Raw genomic sequence first — 17,956 nt, forward strand, 5'->3', positions numbered from 1 at the left:
TATAACAATCAAACAGAACCATTCAGTAATCAAACAGCTTTCTCCACCCACGCTCCGTTTTCCTTCAACAAATTAATCAATTCTTCAACAGCAATGGCACTGTCAACGTTTCGCTTTACAATTTCTTTTCCTTTATATAATGTGATTTTGCCGGGGCCGCTGCCTACATAGCCAAAATCGGCATCGGCCATTTCGCCGGGGCCGTTTACAATACAACCCATGATGGCAATTTTCACACCTTTTAAGTGATGTGTAACCGAGCGGATCTTAGCAGTGGTTTCCTGAAGATCGAACAAGGTGCGGCCGCACGAAGGGCATGAAATATATTCTGTTTTTGAAATGCGGGTACGGGTAGCCTGTAATATCGAAAACGACGTGTTATTGATAAACTGATGATTGTTTTTTGTTTCGAGGTAAGTACGTCCGCTTACTTTTTGGTTTTGAATTTTGTCAGGTTCATTCATCAGCCATACACCGTCGCCGAGGCCATCGAGCAGCAACGAACCGCTGTCGGTTGAAAAATGGATCAGTTGTTCGTCGATGGTGGTGTCGTTACTTTCTACTGCCAGTATCACCGGACAATTAATGTCCTGGTTCATCAGCTCAATAATATACCGGCGAACCGATGGCATGGCATGCGGATGCGACGACCAGGCACAAAGAACAACCGACCTGTCTTTTCGGATAGCCTGTAACAACTCCTGCGAAGCCGGTGTATTTACATCGATGGCAACAAAATTCAAAATGCCCGAGCGATCGGTATTTTTAAGGTATTCGGTTGATTGAAATAAAGGATAATATTTTTCTTTATCCGTTGCCTGTAACCAGGTTGTGTAATCGCAAATGACTTTCAGCGTTCCGGGCAATGCAATGTCAAGCACTTTTTTACCGGTATATATGTAATCGGCTGCGCCATCGCTGATGGTGAATTTATCGCTTGCAGCATCGTAGGTATAACCAATCGGCTGCAGATCATCATAACTGATACTTTTGGCTTTCATGAAATCGGCAATTACCACAGGCACGTTTTTACCACCGATGTTAGATGCCGACTGTGTATTCCTTCTGCTGTATTCAAAAGTCGAATATGGTAGCTTAATAATTTCAGGAATACTCCCATCCCCGCCGGCTGGCGGGTTGCCTGCCGCTTGCCTGTTCACATATCGCTTCACCAGATCGCGGCACACCGGTATTTCAAACTCAGGATCTTCGGTTAATGAAACGCGAATGGTATCGCCCAGTCCGTCTTCGAGCAATGAGCCAATACCAATGGCCGATTTAATGCGGCCGTCTTCACCGTCGCCTGCTTCTGTAACGCCGAGGTGTAATGGATAACATTCACCAAATTCATCCATCATTACATTTACGAGCAAACGGTAGGCCTGCACCATTACCTGCGGGTTGCTGGCTTTCATGCTCAGCACAATATTGTGATAGCTTTCGTAGCGTGCAATACGCAAAAATTCCATGGCGCTTTCGACCATGCCCATTGGCGTATCGCCATAGCGGCTCATGATACGATCGCTGAGCGAACCGTGATTGGTGCCAATGCGCATGGCAGTGCCATATTCTTTACAGATTTTTACCAGCGGTGTAAAGCGTTCGCGAATGCGGTCGATTTCTTCGGCATATTCTGCATCGGTATAATCAATTTGTTCAAACTTCTTTTTATCAACATAATTACCCGGGTTCACGCGAACCTTTTCAATTATACGGGCAGCTATTTCTGCGGCATTGGGTGTAAAATGAATATCAGCAACAAGAGGTGTTTTGTAGCCTCTTTTATGCAATTCATTTTTTATAGCGAGTAAATTTTCAGCTTCTTTTTTGCTGGGTGCGGTAATGCGAACCAGTTCGGCGCCGGCTTCAATGCAACGGATACTTTGTTCCACGGTACCGATTGTATCCATGGTATCGGTAGTGGTCATGGTTTGAACGCGAATGGGGTGAAAGTTGCCGAGCAACAGATCGCCGATACGTACTTCGCGGGTTGCCAGTCTTTTATATTCAGTTAACGATTCGCAGTAAAGCTGCATATAATAGGTTGAATTTTGCAAAATGTCTGCAAAATTACAACAAAACGACTGGGATTATGGGATTTGTGGGATTTGCAGGATACGATTTACCACATATCTCAATTCCCCGGAACACCGTACCAGTCCTTATTCACTCCGTAATGACGTAACAGGGTTAGAAATGGCGGCTTTTATTGCCTGAAAACTTACTGTTATTAAAGTGATGACCAGCGAGGCCAGGCCGGCCAGCGCAAAGATCCACCACGATATTTCGGCCCGGTAATGAAAATCCTGCAGCCAGTTTTGCATATAATAATACGCGAGGGGTGTAGCAATGCAGAAAGAAATTATCACCAGCACTACAAAATCTTTGGTAAGTAAACGCCATACATTGAATACCGAAGCGCCCAAAACTTTTCGTACGCCGATTTCTTTGGTTCGTTGTTCGCTCATAAAAGATGCCATACCAAAAAGGCCCAGGCAGCTGATAAAAATGGCCAGTATGGCAAAGCAACCCGACAGTTTGCCTATGCGTTGTTCATTATCGAATTTCTTATTGTATTCTTCATCAATGAACCGGTATTCGAAAGGCTGTGAAGGGTTGAATGTTTTGAAAACTTTTTCAATTTGCGCCACTGCCTTACCGGCATTTAAAAAAGGGTTGATTTTAATAATTGAACAATCAAATTTGCCCAGTCCAAGATAAATAACAGTTGGCCGCACCGGTTCATAGGGCGATTGCATGATCATATCTTTCACTACGCCGATTACTGTTAACGTTTGATTGAACCATTGAATGGTTTCGCCCACCGGATTTTGTAAACCCATAAATTGTACAGCGGCTTCATTAAGGATAACAGATGATGAATCGGCAGCAAAGTCTTTCGAAAAATCACGTCCTTCTTTAAACTGCCAGCCAATGGTTTTGCCATATTCGTATGAAACACCGAGGTTGGGAAAATCGATCGACTGGTTAGGATCTTTTCCTTTCCATTTAATACCGCTGGTGGTTGAATAAATTTCAGTGGTTGGAGCGCTGGCCTCGGCCATTGAAACGATAGCGCCTGTTTTTAGCAGTTCATTTCTTACAGCGTTGAAATGATTTTGAATGTCGGGTGTAAAATTGGTTACTGTAATCAAACCGTTGCTGTCGTACCCTATAGGGCGGTTCTTTGCATATTGAATTTGCCTGAAAACGATAAGGGTGCCAATGATCAGCATAACCGAAACCGTAAACTGAAATACCACCAGAGCCCTGCGTGGTATGGCAGCCCAGGGACCGGCTTTAAACGTTCCTTTTAATATTTTAACAGCATTAAACGATGATAAATACAAAGCAGGATAACTTCCGGCAATTATACCTGTAATTATACTAACGCCTATACCCAGCAGCCAGAACATGGGATTGCTCCAGGGAACCGACATGCTTTTATCGGCTATTTCATTGAAGAAGCCAAGGCTCAACTGTACTAATAAAAGCGATAACAGGAATGAAGAGAAGGCGACTACTACCGCCTCTAAAAAAAACTGCCCGATCAATTGCCATCTCAATGAACCGATTGCTTTACGGATACCAACTTCTTTCGCACGCCTTTCGGAACGCGCGGTGCTCAGGTTCATGAAATTTATACAGGCCAGCAGTAACACAAACAAGCCTATGGTCCCAAACATCCAAACATATTTTATTCTGCCGCCTGTGTTTATACCGTCTTTAAAGTCAGCATATAAACGCCATTTGCTCATGGGCTGTAAAAAAAGTTGTGGCTTCTTTTTGGCCAGTTCTTTATTTACATTTTTGAGTTTGGCATCTTTTATTTTTATGGATACTTTATTGATATCGGCGTTATCGGCCAGTTGAGTGTAAATGTTAAAGGCATTGGGCCGCCAGGGATCGGGGATCGTTCTTATCCACTCGTTACTGTTGTAATACAATTGCCAGGGCGTTATATAAAGCAAATCGTTGAATGATGAATTATGGGGCAGGTCTTTGTATACACCCGTTACTTTTACGGGGATTTTATTGTCGATCTTTATCACCTTGTCGAGAGGATCGGTATTGCCAAAAAAGGCATCGGCCGTTGATGCAGAAAGAAGGATAGATGAAGGATCTTTTAAGCCGTTCGCTGAACCTTTGAGCATGGTAAGCGATAACATTTCTGTAGCACCAGGCTCAAAAAAGGCGCCTGATCGGGAAAGTTTTTTATCGCCATAATTTAGAATATGGGTTTCTTTTTTCGATAGTACAACATATTTAAAATCGCTGCCATAATTTTTGCGCAACTCGGCAGCTAATGGGTAGGGTGAGGTATTCCAGGTATTTGTTTGGCCATTGTTAATCAGGTGTTGCATCACCACGGCAATACGGTCGTAGTTCTTATGGTTTTTATTATAGGTTAATTCGTCGTAGATCCATAAACAGATTAGCATGGTTACGGCCATGCCTACGGCTAAACCACCAATGTTCAATAAGGCAGAAAACCTGTTTTTGAGCAGGTTGCGGAACGCGATCTTAACGTAATTTGAAATCATAGCAGGCAATTTTTTAAATGGATATGATTCAGCGCATAGCATAGGCTCGCTCATGCAATCATTCACGACTCATGCCATTTTGTTACTTGCCTATTACTCAACAAATTATTGCTGAAATTACAATATTAAATTGTGCGGTTTTGATACAATCACTGTTCAAATTTGAGCGGGATGAAAATTAAACTAATCTTGTTACCAGTCTTTCTCAGGCTGGGTAACTGACCGGGAGCGGTTTTGCTGTATTTTTCGCTGAACGTCCTGTTCTTTTTGTTCAAGCGATTTTAAGTATTGCTCAATTTTTCTTTTATCGAGCTTGTTGTTCTGTTTTTGTTTTTGTTGCTGCTTTTTTTGCTGTTGCTGTTTTTGTTCTTTGGGTTGCGATTGTTTTTTCAGCTCTGTTAATGCCTTTTGCAGGTTAAAACGGGCATCTTCATCTGTTGGATCGAGCTTCAATGCATTTTTCCATGCATCGATACTTTCAAGCAGCTTTTGTTGTTTTGATAATGCAACCCCTTTATTGTAATAGCTTTTTTCTTTATAACTATTTTCGGTTGTGTTATCAATTACTTCATCGAACGATTTTTCGGCTTCATCATATTTGGTGGATCTGTAACGGGCATTGGCCAGATTGTATCGTGCAACAGCATTTTTCGGATTCTGTTCAACGGCCTTCTGGTATTCGGGAAGCGCTTTATCGAACTGGCCCTGGTGGTACAGCTTATTGCCTGCACGTATAGCGGCATTTTCGGTTTGCGTCATTGCCACCGCAGGAAGTACTGTCAGGCATACTATGTAGAAAAAGTTTTTCAAGCTGTTTTTAATTTCTTTTCCGGATAAAAGAATTCAACGATCAGCAATAAAAGTGCAATGGCCAAAAACCACTGAAAATAATTTTTATAATCTCTGAATGCATTGTCATCGAGCGACGTTGATTCAATAGTGTTTAACTGTTTTGTTATGGCATTTACTGCAGCATCAACATCATTTAATTTTACATAAACGCCTTTTGTGGCGCCGGCCAGTTGCTGCAATTCTGTTTCGTTTAATTTCGACACAATGGTATTACCGGTTTCATCTTTTTTATATTCATTGGTAGCCGGGTCCATAATGGGAGCGCCTTCGGCAGAACCAATGCCTACGGTATTGATCATAATTCCGCTGCCCGCCAGTTGTTGCGCCAGTTGAGCAGCCTGTGGATCGTGATCTTCTCCATCGGTGATGAGTACAATCGATTTAAATTTTCTTTCCTTGCTGTTGAAGGCCGAATTACTGGCGCGCAGCGCTTCAGATATAACCGTGCCTTGTGTAGGAACTACTTCGGGCCCGGCCTGCTGAATATACATGCGGGCAGCACCATGATCGGTAGTAAGCGGCATCTGCAGGTAAGCGCGACCGGCAAATAATACCAAACCAACGCGGTCGTTCGGTAACTGGTCCATTAATTTATATACCAGTTGCCTTGCACGTTCGAGGCGGTTGGGTTTTATATCTTCGGCCAGCATACTTTTACTTACATCCATAGCGATGACCACGTCTACCCCTTTGCGTTGTACATTATCCATAGCTCCCGGCTGTTGCAGATTGGCAGCGGCCAGAATAATGGCAGTGAGGGCAACAATAAAAAACAGGAATTTGAGCAGAAAATTTACGGGCGAATAATTAATGATGAGCGCCTGAACCAGTTTTGGATCGCCGATTTTTTTGGCAGTATTTTTTTTCCAGTATAACAGCTGTGCATATAAAATAACCACCAGCGGAATCACGGCCAGGGCAACGAGATATTCGATATGTTGAAAACGGAATGCCAAAATGCAAATGTGATAATTAGATAATGTGCTAATTTGAAAAACAACCAATGTGCAAATTAATAAAAACCGCAATGCTAAAAGGGGTTATGCACCTGGTTGGCTGTGTATTAGCAATAATTAAACCAAATTAACAAAACGTTGAGGGCGAGGGGTGTAACGCATAACGCGGAATTTCATTGTGTACCACCGAAATGGTTATGCCGCCGAAGGCGGCTTAATTGAATATCCCGCTGTGGCGGGATTTCACAGATGACCACGGATAAAAAGCTTCGCATTTTTGTAAGGAAAAATTTTTCTGCCAGCTATTAGTTTAAGAATCGAAATTCATCTGTGCTCATCTGTGGCATCTGTGGCAAAAAAACGTCCCGCCGCAGGCGGGACGCAGAAATATTTGTGGCAAAAATTATGACGATTATTTTTTGCCGTTAAAAAAGCCATACTGCTTTAAAATGTCTTTCAGCATTTTAATTCTGATGGCGGCAACATCGGCTTTTTTATCGGGCGTTTCAATTTGTAATACAAAAAAATACGGGTGGTTGTTTTCTTCAACCCATCCAATGATCCAGCCGATTGAATTGCCGTTCTCTTTGTATCCCCAGCCGGTTTTATAGCTTAAGCGGTAGTTGGCATTTTGTTCCCACAGCATCATGCTGCGTACAATACGTTGTGATCTTTTCTGGAACGGCAACTGATCGAAGTATAATTTTTTTACCAGTCCCAGCTGTTCATCGGCAGTAACTTTAACACTGTTATCGAGCCAGAACATATCGAGGTTATTCTTTATTTTAAACGTGTCGTACCGGCGTCCATATCCCAAAGTATCTAACCAGTGTTGCATATTGGGTTGACCAATGCGGCGGGCCAGCTGGCGGTACCAGGGCACGCACGACAGGCGAAACGCATCCCACATGGTCATATCGCGGTTGCATTCTTCACGGGGAAAAGGAACACTGTCCCATTTAAATACAGTATTGGTATCCTGTGTGGCGCCTGTTTCGAGGCCAATAAGCGAGTTTACGATTTTAAAGGTGCTGGCGGGCAGGTAAGCGCTATCGCTATAGCGGGGCAGGTTGTATACGGTAAAACGGCCCTGGCCATTGTCGAACAGGCCAAAACAACCGGTAACTTTATTTTGATCGAAGAATTTTTTGAGGCTATTATCGATAGTAACATTATTGGGCGAGCAGGCTGTAAGGGCAACGGCGATCAGGCAACCGGCTGTAATCCATTTAAGCATAGCTGAAATTTGCGCAAAAGTAAAGCGCTAATTTGGAAATTTGAGAATTTGAAAATTTGAAAATGAAAAAGCACCCAATAATCTCTCCGGGTCTCGTTCCTCCGGGACTCTATTAAAACCCTATCATTTTTCTACCAACATTTGATGCCTGACGGCATCTTGATTTCTCAATGCTATTGTCTACTGCCTATTGCCTTCTGCCTACTTCGGCATGCCATATTTATTGATCAAGGCCAGAAGTACACCATTTGTCCACCCAAAACCATCCTGCGAGGAGTATTCGCCGCCACCGGCTTCGAGGTTCAGGTCAACGACATTATATTTTTCCATCAGGCGGCCGGTTCGTTTAAATACGTCAACATTTAATTTAATCCAGCGTTCGCCAATGTCGCGTGCCAGTTCGCGTTGTCCGCACCGGTCGAGGCCCCATATCGTCATCCACTCTAAGGGCGCCCATCCGTTGGGCGCATCCCATTGCTGACCGGTTGAATAAGGCGAAGCGGTAATACCACCGGGCTGTAACAATTTCGATTTAACCTGGTCGGCAGCCTGCCGGGCCAATAAGCTCATAAAATCGAGGTTTTTTGTATACAGGCAAAACGGGTACATGCCGGCAGGAGTAACTATATCAGAAGACTGGCGTGTTTTGAAATTATAATCAGTATAATATTTCAGCGTTTTGTTCCAGCAGTATTTATCAATGGCCACTCTTCTTCGTTCGGCTTTGGCGGCATATTCACCGGCCGCCTTTTCATCGTGGGTTACGATTTTTGCTTTGGCCAGCACAGTTTCGAGCTTGTACAACAAACTGTTCAGGTCAACCGGTATAAAATCGGTTACACGAATGGTGGTTAAGCTTTTTTTGTCTTTAAACCACCGGCTGCTGAAGTCGATACCGCTTTCGGCGCCGGCCCTCAGGTTGGTATACATGAAACTTTTATCTCTCCCTGATTTTTGGGTGGTTTCAACATCTTCCTTATAACTTTCCTGACGGGGAAAAGGGTAATCGTCCCAGAACCTGTTCAGCACAACGCTGTCGTTTAGTTTAACTACCCGTTTATCGGCGTTGCCTTTTTTCAATTTGGCTGCGCCTTCCATCCAGAACTCATATTCTTTTTCGAGTGCAGGCAAGTAGGTTTCATATACCGAATCGCCTTTGAGATCGGCCAGCAGCTCCACCATTAAAGCAAAGAAAGGCGGCTGGCTACGGCTGAGGTAATAGCTTCTGTTGCCATTGGGAATATGACCGTAAATATCAATCATGTATGCAAAGTTCTTCACCATGTTTTCGATCATCTCGCCCTGGCTGCTTGCCTGTAAACCCAGCATGGTGAAATAAGAATCCCAGTAATACACTTCCCTGAAACGGCCGCCGGGAACAATGTACGGATTGGGTAATGGCAGCAGTGAGCTTCCTATAACAATGGTATCGGGATCGCGGCGTAATACCCCCCACAGGTTTTTGATGTGCATCACCACATCTTTTTCCTGTGTTATGTAGTTAAGCTGAGGAGTATGCGGCAATTCAAAATTATCCTGCACAAATTGTTTCAGGTCGAATTTTGCGGCGCCTTTTTGCGCGTTGTAATCGGCTATAATTGATTTTGGGTTTCGTTTGGGTATACAGTCTACAAAGGTTTTTCCATCGGGAAATACCTTGCTCATTTGTACATCACGAAATAAATCGCCATAAATTTTATCGGGCGTAGCTACCGGTGCCTGTGCAACCGATACAACGAGATATAGTATAAAGCCGGTAAGAAGTATGAAATTTTTTTTCATATAGCCATTTTCGACATACCGAAAATAGTGATAAAGTTTGAAGTAGAATACCCGAAGTCGGAAGTCAGCTGTCTGAAGTCGGAAATACAAAGGGTATATAAAAAAGAACATCCCGTGAAAACGGGACGTTTTTAACCAATAATAACTCATATACCAAAGCTATCGACCAACACCATTGCTGGCTGTCGACAGCGAAATTGCGAATAGTTTAATCGGCACCATCGGCTTTTGCCCTGTCAACGGCGTATTGCCCGATTGTTTGCCCCAGCGTCATGCCCACTTCAATATCACTACGGTAATGAATGGCCCCATACAGGCGTGATAGCGAGGCTTCGGTTGCCATGTTTTTAAAATCTGTGGCTTTTGCCGGCAAAACATATGATAAAAACGTAGCAGCAGAACCGCTGAACGTTGAGTGACCCGATACATACGATGGAAAATTGGGTAAACCCGTAAGCGTTTTAATCTTAGTGTTCATTTGCGATGGGCGTGGATTGAAATAGGTATACTTCGCATCCCAGCAACAAATGGCAGCGTCCATCATAGCCATGTTAAGCAGGGCCATATTGCGTGCCCAGCGCACTTCGCTGTAATTTTCCAATACAAAGGCTTCAGCCGCAATCGCATTCCAGTGACCGGGCGGAGTGGGGGTATTAATGCCATCGGCCCAAAAATGAACGATGCGGGTACGCTCCCGGTCGTAGTTTTCGCTGTAATACAATACCTCGTCTAATTCTTTTTTAAACTGATCTGATGAAGTAGATGGCGGTGGGCCCGGACGAATAGAGATGGCCGTAAGCGAATCGAACAAAAAGCATTTTACTTTACCAAACAGAGGCAACATAGGCGGCCGTTTGGGCGATTCCTGACTAATCCAGGGAGTTTCGCCGCGGGCGATGCAATCAGTTTCAGACTGTGCCCATATAGCAGGAGTTCCTACAGCTGCGCCTGCCCGGTCGCCCCGGGCGCGTGTAACAAATTTTTGAGCAACTGCTTTACCAAGTGCTTCACCGGCTTCGATATCGCTGCGCACGTTGGCGCCTGATATAATACGCGCACGTTTATGTTCTTCGGCTTTTTGCTGAATATAATCCTGGTCGCCGGGGAATAATAATTTCAACATTTCTACCGCAGCACCTACCACCGTTGCATCTTCTGAAGGATAAGAAGGCAGATCCGATTTCGGTATCAATACATTCAAAGATGAATCAACCTTATACGGGGCAGTACGGTTGTATAACTTTTTATAATAAAAGGCCGACACCAACGCATCGTATATAGCAGCACTTACATAAGCATATGCACGCGACGCATAAGGCGGATTGGCGAATGGGAAAGTAGGATAGGCGAGGGGGTTATTGGCATTGGGAACGGGGTAAGTGCCATCGGGGTTCTGGTAAGGCGGCAGGTTGTGTTTGGCCACCAGCTCGCGCAATATTTCGTTCCAGCGCAATACGGCTCCCGCGCTCCAATATGCAACACTGCTTTTTTCGTCACTGTTTAACGACCGCTGCCAGTCTTTAATTTCATTGATCTGTGCAATATAGTCCGGTGTGTTGGTGGCTGCAGGAGCAGCTACCGTAATATCTGTAGGCGCTGTTAATAAAACAGGTTTCCAGGTGCCGGCATTTATATCGGTTTTAGATGGTGTTAAAGGCGGAAAAGACAGGTTTCTTTCAGAAATGCTTTTCGAACACGAAAGGCCGCTGATCAGTACCGCTATAACCAGGTATATAGTCAATTTTTTCATGGTCATTGTTTTTTAGATTCAAGGGCTGCCTTCTTTGCCTTTTTTGAGAAATTAATAATATAAAAGATGCCGCCGTTTACACTGGTTGCCTGGCCCACATTGCGACCGGCCACTACATAATTACCCGAGGCAATTAATGAAAGACCGGGCACGGCATTTACTTCATATTTAACATTGGCTCCTACGCGCGTTGCATTCATTTTGTTGCTGGGAAAAGGCATGTTGTTGCGTGTAATATCAAAGCCGCCGAGGGTTGTCCAGTTATCGAGTATCGCTTCGGCTATCCAGTTGCTATGGCGGTAACCGGTGCGAACATTGAACGACAGGGCATCGGGCATTTTCACTTCATTGGTATAATGCATTTCGGTAGTGTAATAGGCATCGCGATCGATTTTGATATTACTTCTGAATACATAAGTACCTGATGCCGTTACAAAAAATTTACCTACCTGGTAATCGCCCATGGCCCGTAATGAAAGTGTTTTACTTCGTAACCCGATTGCTAAGGGAAGAAAATCGGCTACATAATTCGACAACGGAACCGATACACCGGCAATGGCATATACCGATAAATCGCCTTTGCCGATTGTTTTTTCAACCGGCATGTATTTTATCCAAAGCGAACCATCCTGAATGCCTTTCAGTCCGTGCATGGTGCCTGCCGATGCTTTTGTTTTTACATAAGGCACGCCAAATAAAATGTTTAATTTATCGCTGATACCATAATTGCCCATTACACTAACCATTTGGGTAGATACAGTACCAAGGTTCAGGTTCTCTCTTTTCAATGTGCCTTCCCAATAATTTTTCCAACTGCTGTATCCGTACATGCCGCCCACGCAGAAATTGTTTTTGGTCATCATAATGGCATCGATATCGGTTTGGGCGGTAACATGCAGCGTGCACATTACTGATAGTAATAGTATATAGAAGCGGAAACAGACCTTCCAAAATTTTGTCATAGTTGATTGTTTTGAAGAAATTGTGCATCCCGTTCTTCGATCCTTCGACTTCGCTCAGGACGCTCAGAACGCCCGATGCGTTTATGAGGTCCTTCTATCCTTCGACTTCGCTCAGGATTAAAATTTAAACGTGCAACCAATATTCACTAAGTAATCGGCAAAGGCGGCATCGCCCTGTGTGTATACACCGGTTGCTGCTGTTTTTAATTTATCGGCCACACTTTGCGTGCGGTTGCGTTTTACGGCAACCGGCACAAATGCATACACGGTGGCTTTTTTAAACTGATAACTCAGGCCTGGTTCCAATGAAATAATGTAACCGGGACGGCGAAAACCCATACTGCCGCCAATTAAATCTTTCGAGGGCTGGCATTCATCACGCACACCGGCCGTAAGCGAAAAATTTTCATAAGAGGCGCTAACACCTGCCCGTATCATAAACTGATCGGGCACACTCATCACAGACGTGCCGTATTTTATAGCATCTGACGAAACTGTTCCGCCGCGTGCTGTTGATACACCGTTCTGTTCGCGCGGATTAAATAAATAATAGAAGTTGCCATATACTCCTAAAAATGGCAGGAAGTTATAAAAGGCATTTATTTCGGTAGTAAAGCCGGTACCGCCATCGCCCAGTTGAATTGACTGGTCAACGGGGCCTAATATTTTTGTTGAATCATTTTTTATGAAGAAGTCCTGGTATTTGTAATCGCCGGTTGGCAATTTAATACCCAGTCCAACCTGTATGTTTCCTTTATTCATCAATGCGGGGTCCCACAGCCAGCGATATACAGCAAAACGAATATCGCCCACGCCAAAAGCATGTGTTGAATGCCTGGGGTCTTTACCGGCATTGCCGCCATGTTCGTACAAAGATGAACGGGCGTTGGAAATAATGGGAACGTCGAGGGCAACAGACCATCCTTTATTAAGGTTGCGGGTAAGCGTAAGGTCGAGTGTGTAGGAGTGGTTAATCACTTCGGTGCCTTGTTCAATGCGTTGCTTTTGCTCTTCGGTACCTACAAAATGCCGGAACGATTTAAAATACCGGTTACTTACACCCAACATCCATTTGGAATCATTGTGCAGCGCCTGATCTCTGGTACAAAACCCGCCGGTGCTACGTATGGCCACACAGCCCTGTGATTGTGCATAATGAACAATAAGCAAACATGTAATTGAACAGATGAGAAACTTCTTCATAATAGTTTGTTTTGGTTGAGATGATTAATTACTTGCTGGCGAGCTGTTCTTTTTTCATTTGTAGTTTTGATAAAACCCAGTTGCCCACTTTTACTCCCTGTTCGCGTGCTACAAATATGGATGGGCGGTAGTGAATGCCACCGTAAAAACGGCTAATACCTGCTTCATCGGCAGCCTGGCGGGGCGACGAAAATTTTCGGTCGGGAAATCCCCAGGGGCGTTCGGTGCTGTCGGTAAAGGCAGCCTGTGATCCATAAATATGTTCCAATATAGTAGCAGCGGCAGTAGAAATAATTGAGTGGCCACTGGTATATTCAGGAAAAGGCGGTGTTTGTAAAAATGGTTTCCAGTTAGGGTCGATATATTTATTAATAACCGTTTCGGGTCGTACCAGGTTCCAGGTGTATTTGGCATCCCAACAGGCGATGAATGCATCCATCACCGCAAAAGCAACTGATGTGTAAGTGTAAACCGTTTTATCGAAATCGGCTTTCTGATTCTGGCTAAGAATACCTACAATGCCCATCCAGTGACCGCCGGGCGTCATTGCTTTGGTAGCGTACATCGTATGTCCTACTACGTTTAACTTAAACCCGTTGCAGTCCCAGAAACTGGCGATGGCCTTTTGTTCGTCGGTAAGACCGTTTGCCGTATCCAGCACCTGTTTGGCCATTTTGTAAAAATCGCTGGTGGCTTCTTTTTTAAATACGCAGGGCGGAGGCGGTGCAAACTGGTTGCAACTGTCTAACGTAATGGCGCGAATGGTTCGCCATTGCGGTTCAACTGCCTGAAAATAACCAGGCGGTGTGGGCACCCATTTGCCTTCATCATTAGGCACTGTGTATTTGGCGGCCGAACGGGTTTGTGCGTAATTATCTTTTTTGCTCCAGGCCAAAACGGCTTTGGCTACTGCAACGCCATAATCTTCAGAATTCTTTTGCATTGCTTCGGGCATGCCATGTTTTACGGCCAGCATTTTAATGGAGTCGACAATTTTATCGGTTTGATCTTTTGAGAAAGTAAGCGTACGACCTACTTCCATAAAAGCGATCAATGCTGCATAGGGATGGTCGATGGCTTTACCCGAATCGGGCCGGGGCACATTATCGAGTCCTTTTAATTGTCCGTTCAGCGATGTATAGCTGCTGTCGCCATGAACCATTGCCTGATATGCCGCCAAATGGGAATAGGCATAAATACGGCTGGCTACAGGTGGCGTAAAAATATCGTAGGTAATTACCTCGGTTAACTGACCGGTGATTTTACTGTACAGAATTGGGTTGTGAAGCACCTGTTGATAATCGGCAGAGTGTTGTGAACACGATGCTGCTACTACCATAACGGCAGCATACATTAATGCACGCATGATTTAGCTACAATTAAAATGAAGCAATGATAGCCCGGATGATGGAGCTATGAAATTTTACAATAAATGGAAAGGCGATGATAAAAGCCCTTAACATTCAGGAGGCTGGGCCGGCGTAGTTAGTGAGGGAGCGCGTGGCAAAACAAAAGGATAAGATGTGTAATGGTTGTGCAGCGCAACGATAGCGTTGATGCACCAATTATTTTGTTGTTGCCAGTATTCTGTAACAGGATTTTTTATTGAAGAAGCAGGAACCTGATTTTTATTTTGGGAAGATTGCTGCAGGTCGTTCACCAGCTTAAAAAACTCGTCGCGGGCGCTTTGCAACCGCATTTTGGTTTCGTTGGGCAGGCACAGTAAAACCAGTTGCCCGTTTTCGACCTTGCGTTTTACGTATTTATAATGTTTGCCGTTGAATTCTATTTCACCATCGTATCGTTCAAAGCCTGATGAAACATTCTGATAAGGCATATTGAGCGGAACACGAATTTCTATGAGGCTTGATTCATCGTACTGGTTGTGATCGAGGCGGGCTTCAAGACGGGTATCGGCCTGTTTTTGCCAGTAATCAGATAACAAACGGTATCCGAACCAGTTAAACAGGAATAATACAAGCAATGATATGGCAGCAACCTTTTTCAATTGAGGTCGTGTAGCTTTGAGTCAACACAAAATAAGACAATTCGGAGTATGAAAATGCTGTTGGCCAAAATTTTTTAGCTGGTTGTTTTGGTTATGAATGGAGATAGCAGTTAATATATAGTGCAGTATGATAATGGTTTGTAATCGGTTTAGCAGAGGAAAGTTTAAGTTAACGAGTTGGTAAGTTGACCAGTTTACAAGTTGAGCAGAGTGCCATGTCAACTTGTAAACTTGTTAACTTTTCAACTATCTGCTAAAAACCTTCTTGTCTACCCCCACTCCCGTGATAGTCAATCTTTTCCAGTTCGGGGGAAGTGATGATTTGATCTGAACAATTCCTTTGGGCGTAATTTCAAGTCCGCCGAAACCCATTAACACAGCCTGCAACAAACCACCGGCGCCGGTAGCAAAATAAGGGTTGGTGCCGCCTTTGGTTTCGGCTATCACTCTGAAAGGAGGATTGAGATTTGGCAAATAGCCATCCTGAAAAAAGTGAAACGCTTTATTGCCATCGCCCAGGCGGGCATATAAAGTGGTGAACACTGCCTGCGTCATGGCCGGTGTACCCTCGTTGGGTACACGGGTTTCATAATAAGCAAGATCTTTTTTAATCTGGTCAACAGCGGTTACTTCTTTCAATGGATATGCCAGCAAATTAACATCGGCCTGTTTAATGCCTTCACCATTATAGGAAGCATGTTCTTTGGTAACGCCATCGGCAAATTTTAAAACCGGGATATTATTGGCCACAGTCATCCAATCGGCATTGGGTGTTATACCTAACAGCTTTGCTGCTTCGGTAGCATATTGCAGATTGGCTTTGGCCGCTGCATTGGTAAAAGCGTTGTTATCTACATTCTCGGCCCATTCATCGGCCGCTACCACATTTTTGATTTCGTATTTGCCGGGTCCGTTACGTTCAACCCGCGATGCCCAGAAATCCGCTGTAGCGGATAAAATAGGCCAGCCCTTTTCTTTCAGCCAGTTCTTATCCTGGGTTACACAATAATAATTCCAGGCGGCGATACCAACACAGGCGCTGATATGATGTTCGAACGGACCGCTCAATGCCCATACCGGTGTTTCTTCAACACCGGTTTCGGCGCTTTCCCAGGGAAACATGGCGCCTTTGTATCCTTTTGAAAAAGCATTTCGTTTGGCAGCCTCCAACCTTTGGTAACGATACTCAATCATGCTTTTAGCCAGTTCGGGATGCAATACCAGTATGGCAGGATACATCCACAATTCGGCATCCCAAAATACATGGCCATTATAACCCAGGCCCGATAAACCCATCGGCGAAGGCGACAAGGCAGTGCCTTCGCGGGTGAAAGAATACAAGTGATATAACATGCTGTGAACATCCTGCTGAGTTTGCGCATCGCCTTCAATAACGATATCGCTTTTCCATAAATCGTCCCATGCCTGGTTATGAAACTGCAGTAGCCGGTCGCGACCTTCGAGTTTGGCAAAGATGGTCATGCGTTCGGCTTCATTCAACGGATCATCGTGATGGGCCGACGTTATGGAAGAACCGGCAATAGAAAAACGATAGCTTTCACCTGCTTTAACAGCGCGATTGAATTTCATCAGGTGCATATTGTTATCCCACATTTCATGAATAACACGCGGCTCGCGGCCATGAGGTTCACTAAACAAAAAAGTATTGGAGGCGCATAACAATAATTTACCGGTAGGACTTTTGGCTGCCGATGTAAGCAAACTAATCACCACATGCGGCCTGTCGATTTCGTTATAATAATTCTGTACATCTTTTAAGGCATCGGGCGCCTCCATTACACTGGCGCCGGTGACGGTAATACCTTTTTTAGCGGTAACGGTTACATCCATTAAAACAGTATAGGGCAGATGCCGCAACGAATAATAGGTATAGGTCACCGTTGCTTTATCGGTGTAATCGAAGGAGGCCGTAAAAGCAGCATGATGCATGTCGAGCTCCTGCTTAAAATTCGAAACGTTTTTGGCATCGATGCGGCGGCCGTCAACATCGAGGTACATGTTCAGTAAATTAAAGCTGCGCAGAAAATTGCTTACGCGGCCGCGGCCATATAAATCGTAGGCGCCTGCCAGTACCACATCTTTTACCTTAAAAGGTTCGGGCGAAGAAACGATGCCGATCATGCCGTTGGCAGCAGTAATGCCATAATAATTGGTGGGGTCAATTTGCGTAGCGGTAATTTTCCAGGGATCCTGGGAGAATGAGAAATGAAAAATTAGAAATGAGAAATAAAAAAGGAGGGCTCGTTTTTTCAGCATGGCAATAGCTTTAAGGGAAGGTAGGAAAAGTTTGTGGTTTGTGGTTTATGCCCGCCCGGATGACCCGGTCGGACGGGGTTTGTAGTTGTTCCGCGATTTGACCCGGTTGATGTTTAGCGTGAAGTTTGTTTGCTGAGAAGCGTTCAGAACATACATGTCCCGACTTGTCGGGATGCCGATAAAAATAAATCGGCAAGTGACACAACCGGCGATGATAGTAGTGCAAAAGCGGTATAAAAAATAAAAAATGCGCCCCGGTAGTTATGGGCGCATTGAAGAAGTTTATTTACTGTTCGATGCCGTTTAACTAAGCAGCGTTTCGACTACGCTCAACGCTTTGCAGCTGATCCTTCGATCCTTCGATCCTTCGACTACGCTCAGGACT

The 17,956-nt window shown here is 44.4% G+C and carries 12 protein-coding genes; all 12 read right to left on the reverse strand.

Translation table 11 applies throughout. From position 1 onward, the window contains the following. Window positions 1-29 precede the first annotated feature (29 nt). Window positions 30-2,036, reverse strand: a complete 2,007-nt coding sequence (gene ispG / locus AC59IL_RS12570) for a (E)-4-hydroxy-3-methylbut-2-enyl-diphosphate synthase (protein WP_496552476.1) — start codon at window positions 2,034-2,036, stop codon at window positions 30-32. Window positions 2,037-2,162: 126 nt separating this feature from the next. Beyond that, a complete protein-coding gene (locus AC59IL_RS12575) occupies window positions 2,163-4,544 on the reverse strand; it encodes an ABC transporter permease (RefSeq protein ID WP_496552477.1) in 2,382 nt (793 codons plus the stop codon). 192 nt (window positions 4,545-4,736) lie between these two features. Beyond that, window positions 4,737-5,354, reverse strand: coding sequence for a tetratricopeptide repeat protein (locus AC59IL_RS12580; RefSeq protein WP_496552478.1), 618 nt, complete (start codon window positions 5,352-5,354; stop codon window positions 4,737-4,739). After that, window positions 5,351-6,352, reverse strand: coding sequence for a VWA domain-containing protein (locus AC59IL_RS12585; protein WP_496552479.1), 1,002 nt, complete (start codon window positions 6,350-6,352; stop codon window positions 5,351-5,353). The genes AC59IL_RS12580 and AC59IL_RS12585 overlap by 4 nt, the downstream gene beginning before the upstream one ends. A gap of 412 nt (window positions 6,353-6,764) precedes the next feature. Further along, window positions 6,765-7,589 (reverse strand): penicillin-binding transpeptidase domain-containing protein, encoded by an 825-nt coding sequence (locus tag AC59IL_RS12590; RefSeq protein WP_496552480.1) that lies wholly within the window; start codon window positions 7,587-7,589, stop codon window positions 6,765-6,767. A gap of 201 nt (window positions 7,590-7,790) precedes the next feature. Continuing rightward, entirely contained in the window at window positions 7,791-9,371 is a 1,581-nt protein-coding gene (gene treF / locus AC59IL_RS12595; protein WP_496552481.1) for an alpha,alpha-trehalase TreF, read from the reverse strand. A gap of 208 nt (window positions 9,372-9,579) precedes the next feature. Next, the gene (locus tag AC59IL_RS12600; protein WP_496552482.1) at window positions 9,580-11,121 is read right to left on the reverse strand and encodes a vanadium-dependent haloperoxidase; all 1,542 of its coding nucleotides are present in this window, start codon (window positions 11,119-11,121) and stop codon (window positions 9,580-9,582) included. Between the two features lie 2 nt (window positions 11,122-11,123). Beyond that, window positions 11,124-12,083 (reverse strand): hypothetical protein, encoded by a 960-nt coding sequence (locus AC59IL_RS12605; protein WP_496552483.1) that lies wholly within the window; start codon window positions 12,081-12,083, stop codon window positions 11,124-11,126. A gap of 117 nt (window positions 12,084-12,200) precedes the next feature. After that, window positions 12,201-13,286, reverse strand: a complete 1,086-nt coding sequence (locus tag AC59IL_RS12610) for a hypothetical protein (protein WP_496552484.1) — start codon at window positions 13,284-13,286, stop codon at window positions 12,201-12,203. A 28-nt stretch (window positions 13,287-13,314) separates the two neighbouring features. Beyond that, window positions 13,315-14,652, reverse strand: a complete 1,338-nt coding sequence (locus AC59IL_RS12615; protein ID WP_496552485.1) for a vanadium-dependent haloperoxidase — start codon at window positions 14,650-14,652, stop codon at window positions 13,315-13,317. 90 nt (window positions 14,653-14,742) lie between these two features. Continuing rightward, window positions 14,743-15,294 carry a hypothetical protein gene (locus AC59IL_RS12620; RefSeq protein WP_496552486.1) on the reverse strand — a complete coding sequence of 184 codons (552 nt, stop codon included), beginning with the start codon at window positions 15,292-15,294 and terminating at the stop codon, window positions 14,743-14,745. Between the two features lie 246 nt (window positions 15,295-15,540). Further along, complete coding sequence (locus AC59IL_RS12625) at window positions 15,541-17,571, reverse strand: kojibiose hydrolase (RefSeq protein ID WP_496552487.1); 2,031 nt, start codon at window positions 17,569-17,571, stop codon at window positions 15,541-15,543. Window positions 17,572-17,956 lie beyond the last annotated feature (385 nt).

The sequence above is a fragment of the Niastella sp. sgz303648 genome (assembly GCF_059587045.1).

What these genes read in the sequence shown, in the direction of transcription:
- AC59IL_RS12610 (WP_496552484.1), bottom strand. Translation starts at nt 13,286, where the DNA reads ATGAAGAAGTTTCTCATCTGTTCAATTACATGTTTGCTTATTGTTCAT.
- AC59IL_RS12575 (WP_496552477.1), bottom strand. Translation starts at nt 4,544, where the DNA reads ATGATTTCAAATTACGTTAAGATCGCGTTCCGCAACCTGCTCAAAAAC.
- AC59IL_RS12590 (WP_496552480.1), bottom strand. Translation starts at nt 7,589, where the DNA reads ATGCTTAAATGGATTACAGCCGGTTGCCTGATCGCCGTTGCCCTTACA.
- treF (WP_496552481.1), bottom strand. Translation starts at nt 9,371, where the DNA reads ATGAAAAAAAATTTCATACTTCTTACCGGCTTTATACTATATCTCGTT.
- AC59IL_RS12605 (WP_496552483.1), bottom strand. Translation starts at nt 12,083, where the DNA reads ATGACAAAATTTTGGAAGGTCTGTTTCCGCTTCTATATACTATTACTA.
- AC59IL_RS12625 (WP_496552487.1), bottom strand. Translation starts at nt 17,571, where the DNA reads ATGCTGAAAAAACGAGCCCTCCTTTTTTATTTCTCATTTCTAATTTTT.
- AC59IL_RS12600 (WP_496552482.1), bottom strand. Translation starts at nt 11,121, where the DNA reads ATGAAAAAATTGACTATATACCTGGTTATAGCGGTACTGATCAGCGGC.
- ispG (WP_496552476.1), bottom strand. Translation starts at nt 2,036, where the DNA reads ATGCAGCTTTACTGCGAATCGTTAACTGAATATAAAAGACTGGCAACC.
- AC59IL_RS12615 (WP_496552485.1), bottom strand. Translation starts at nt 14,652, where the DNA reads ATGCGTGCATTAATGTATGCTGCCGTTATGGTAGTAGCAGCATCGTGT.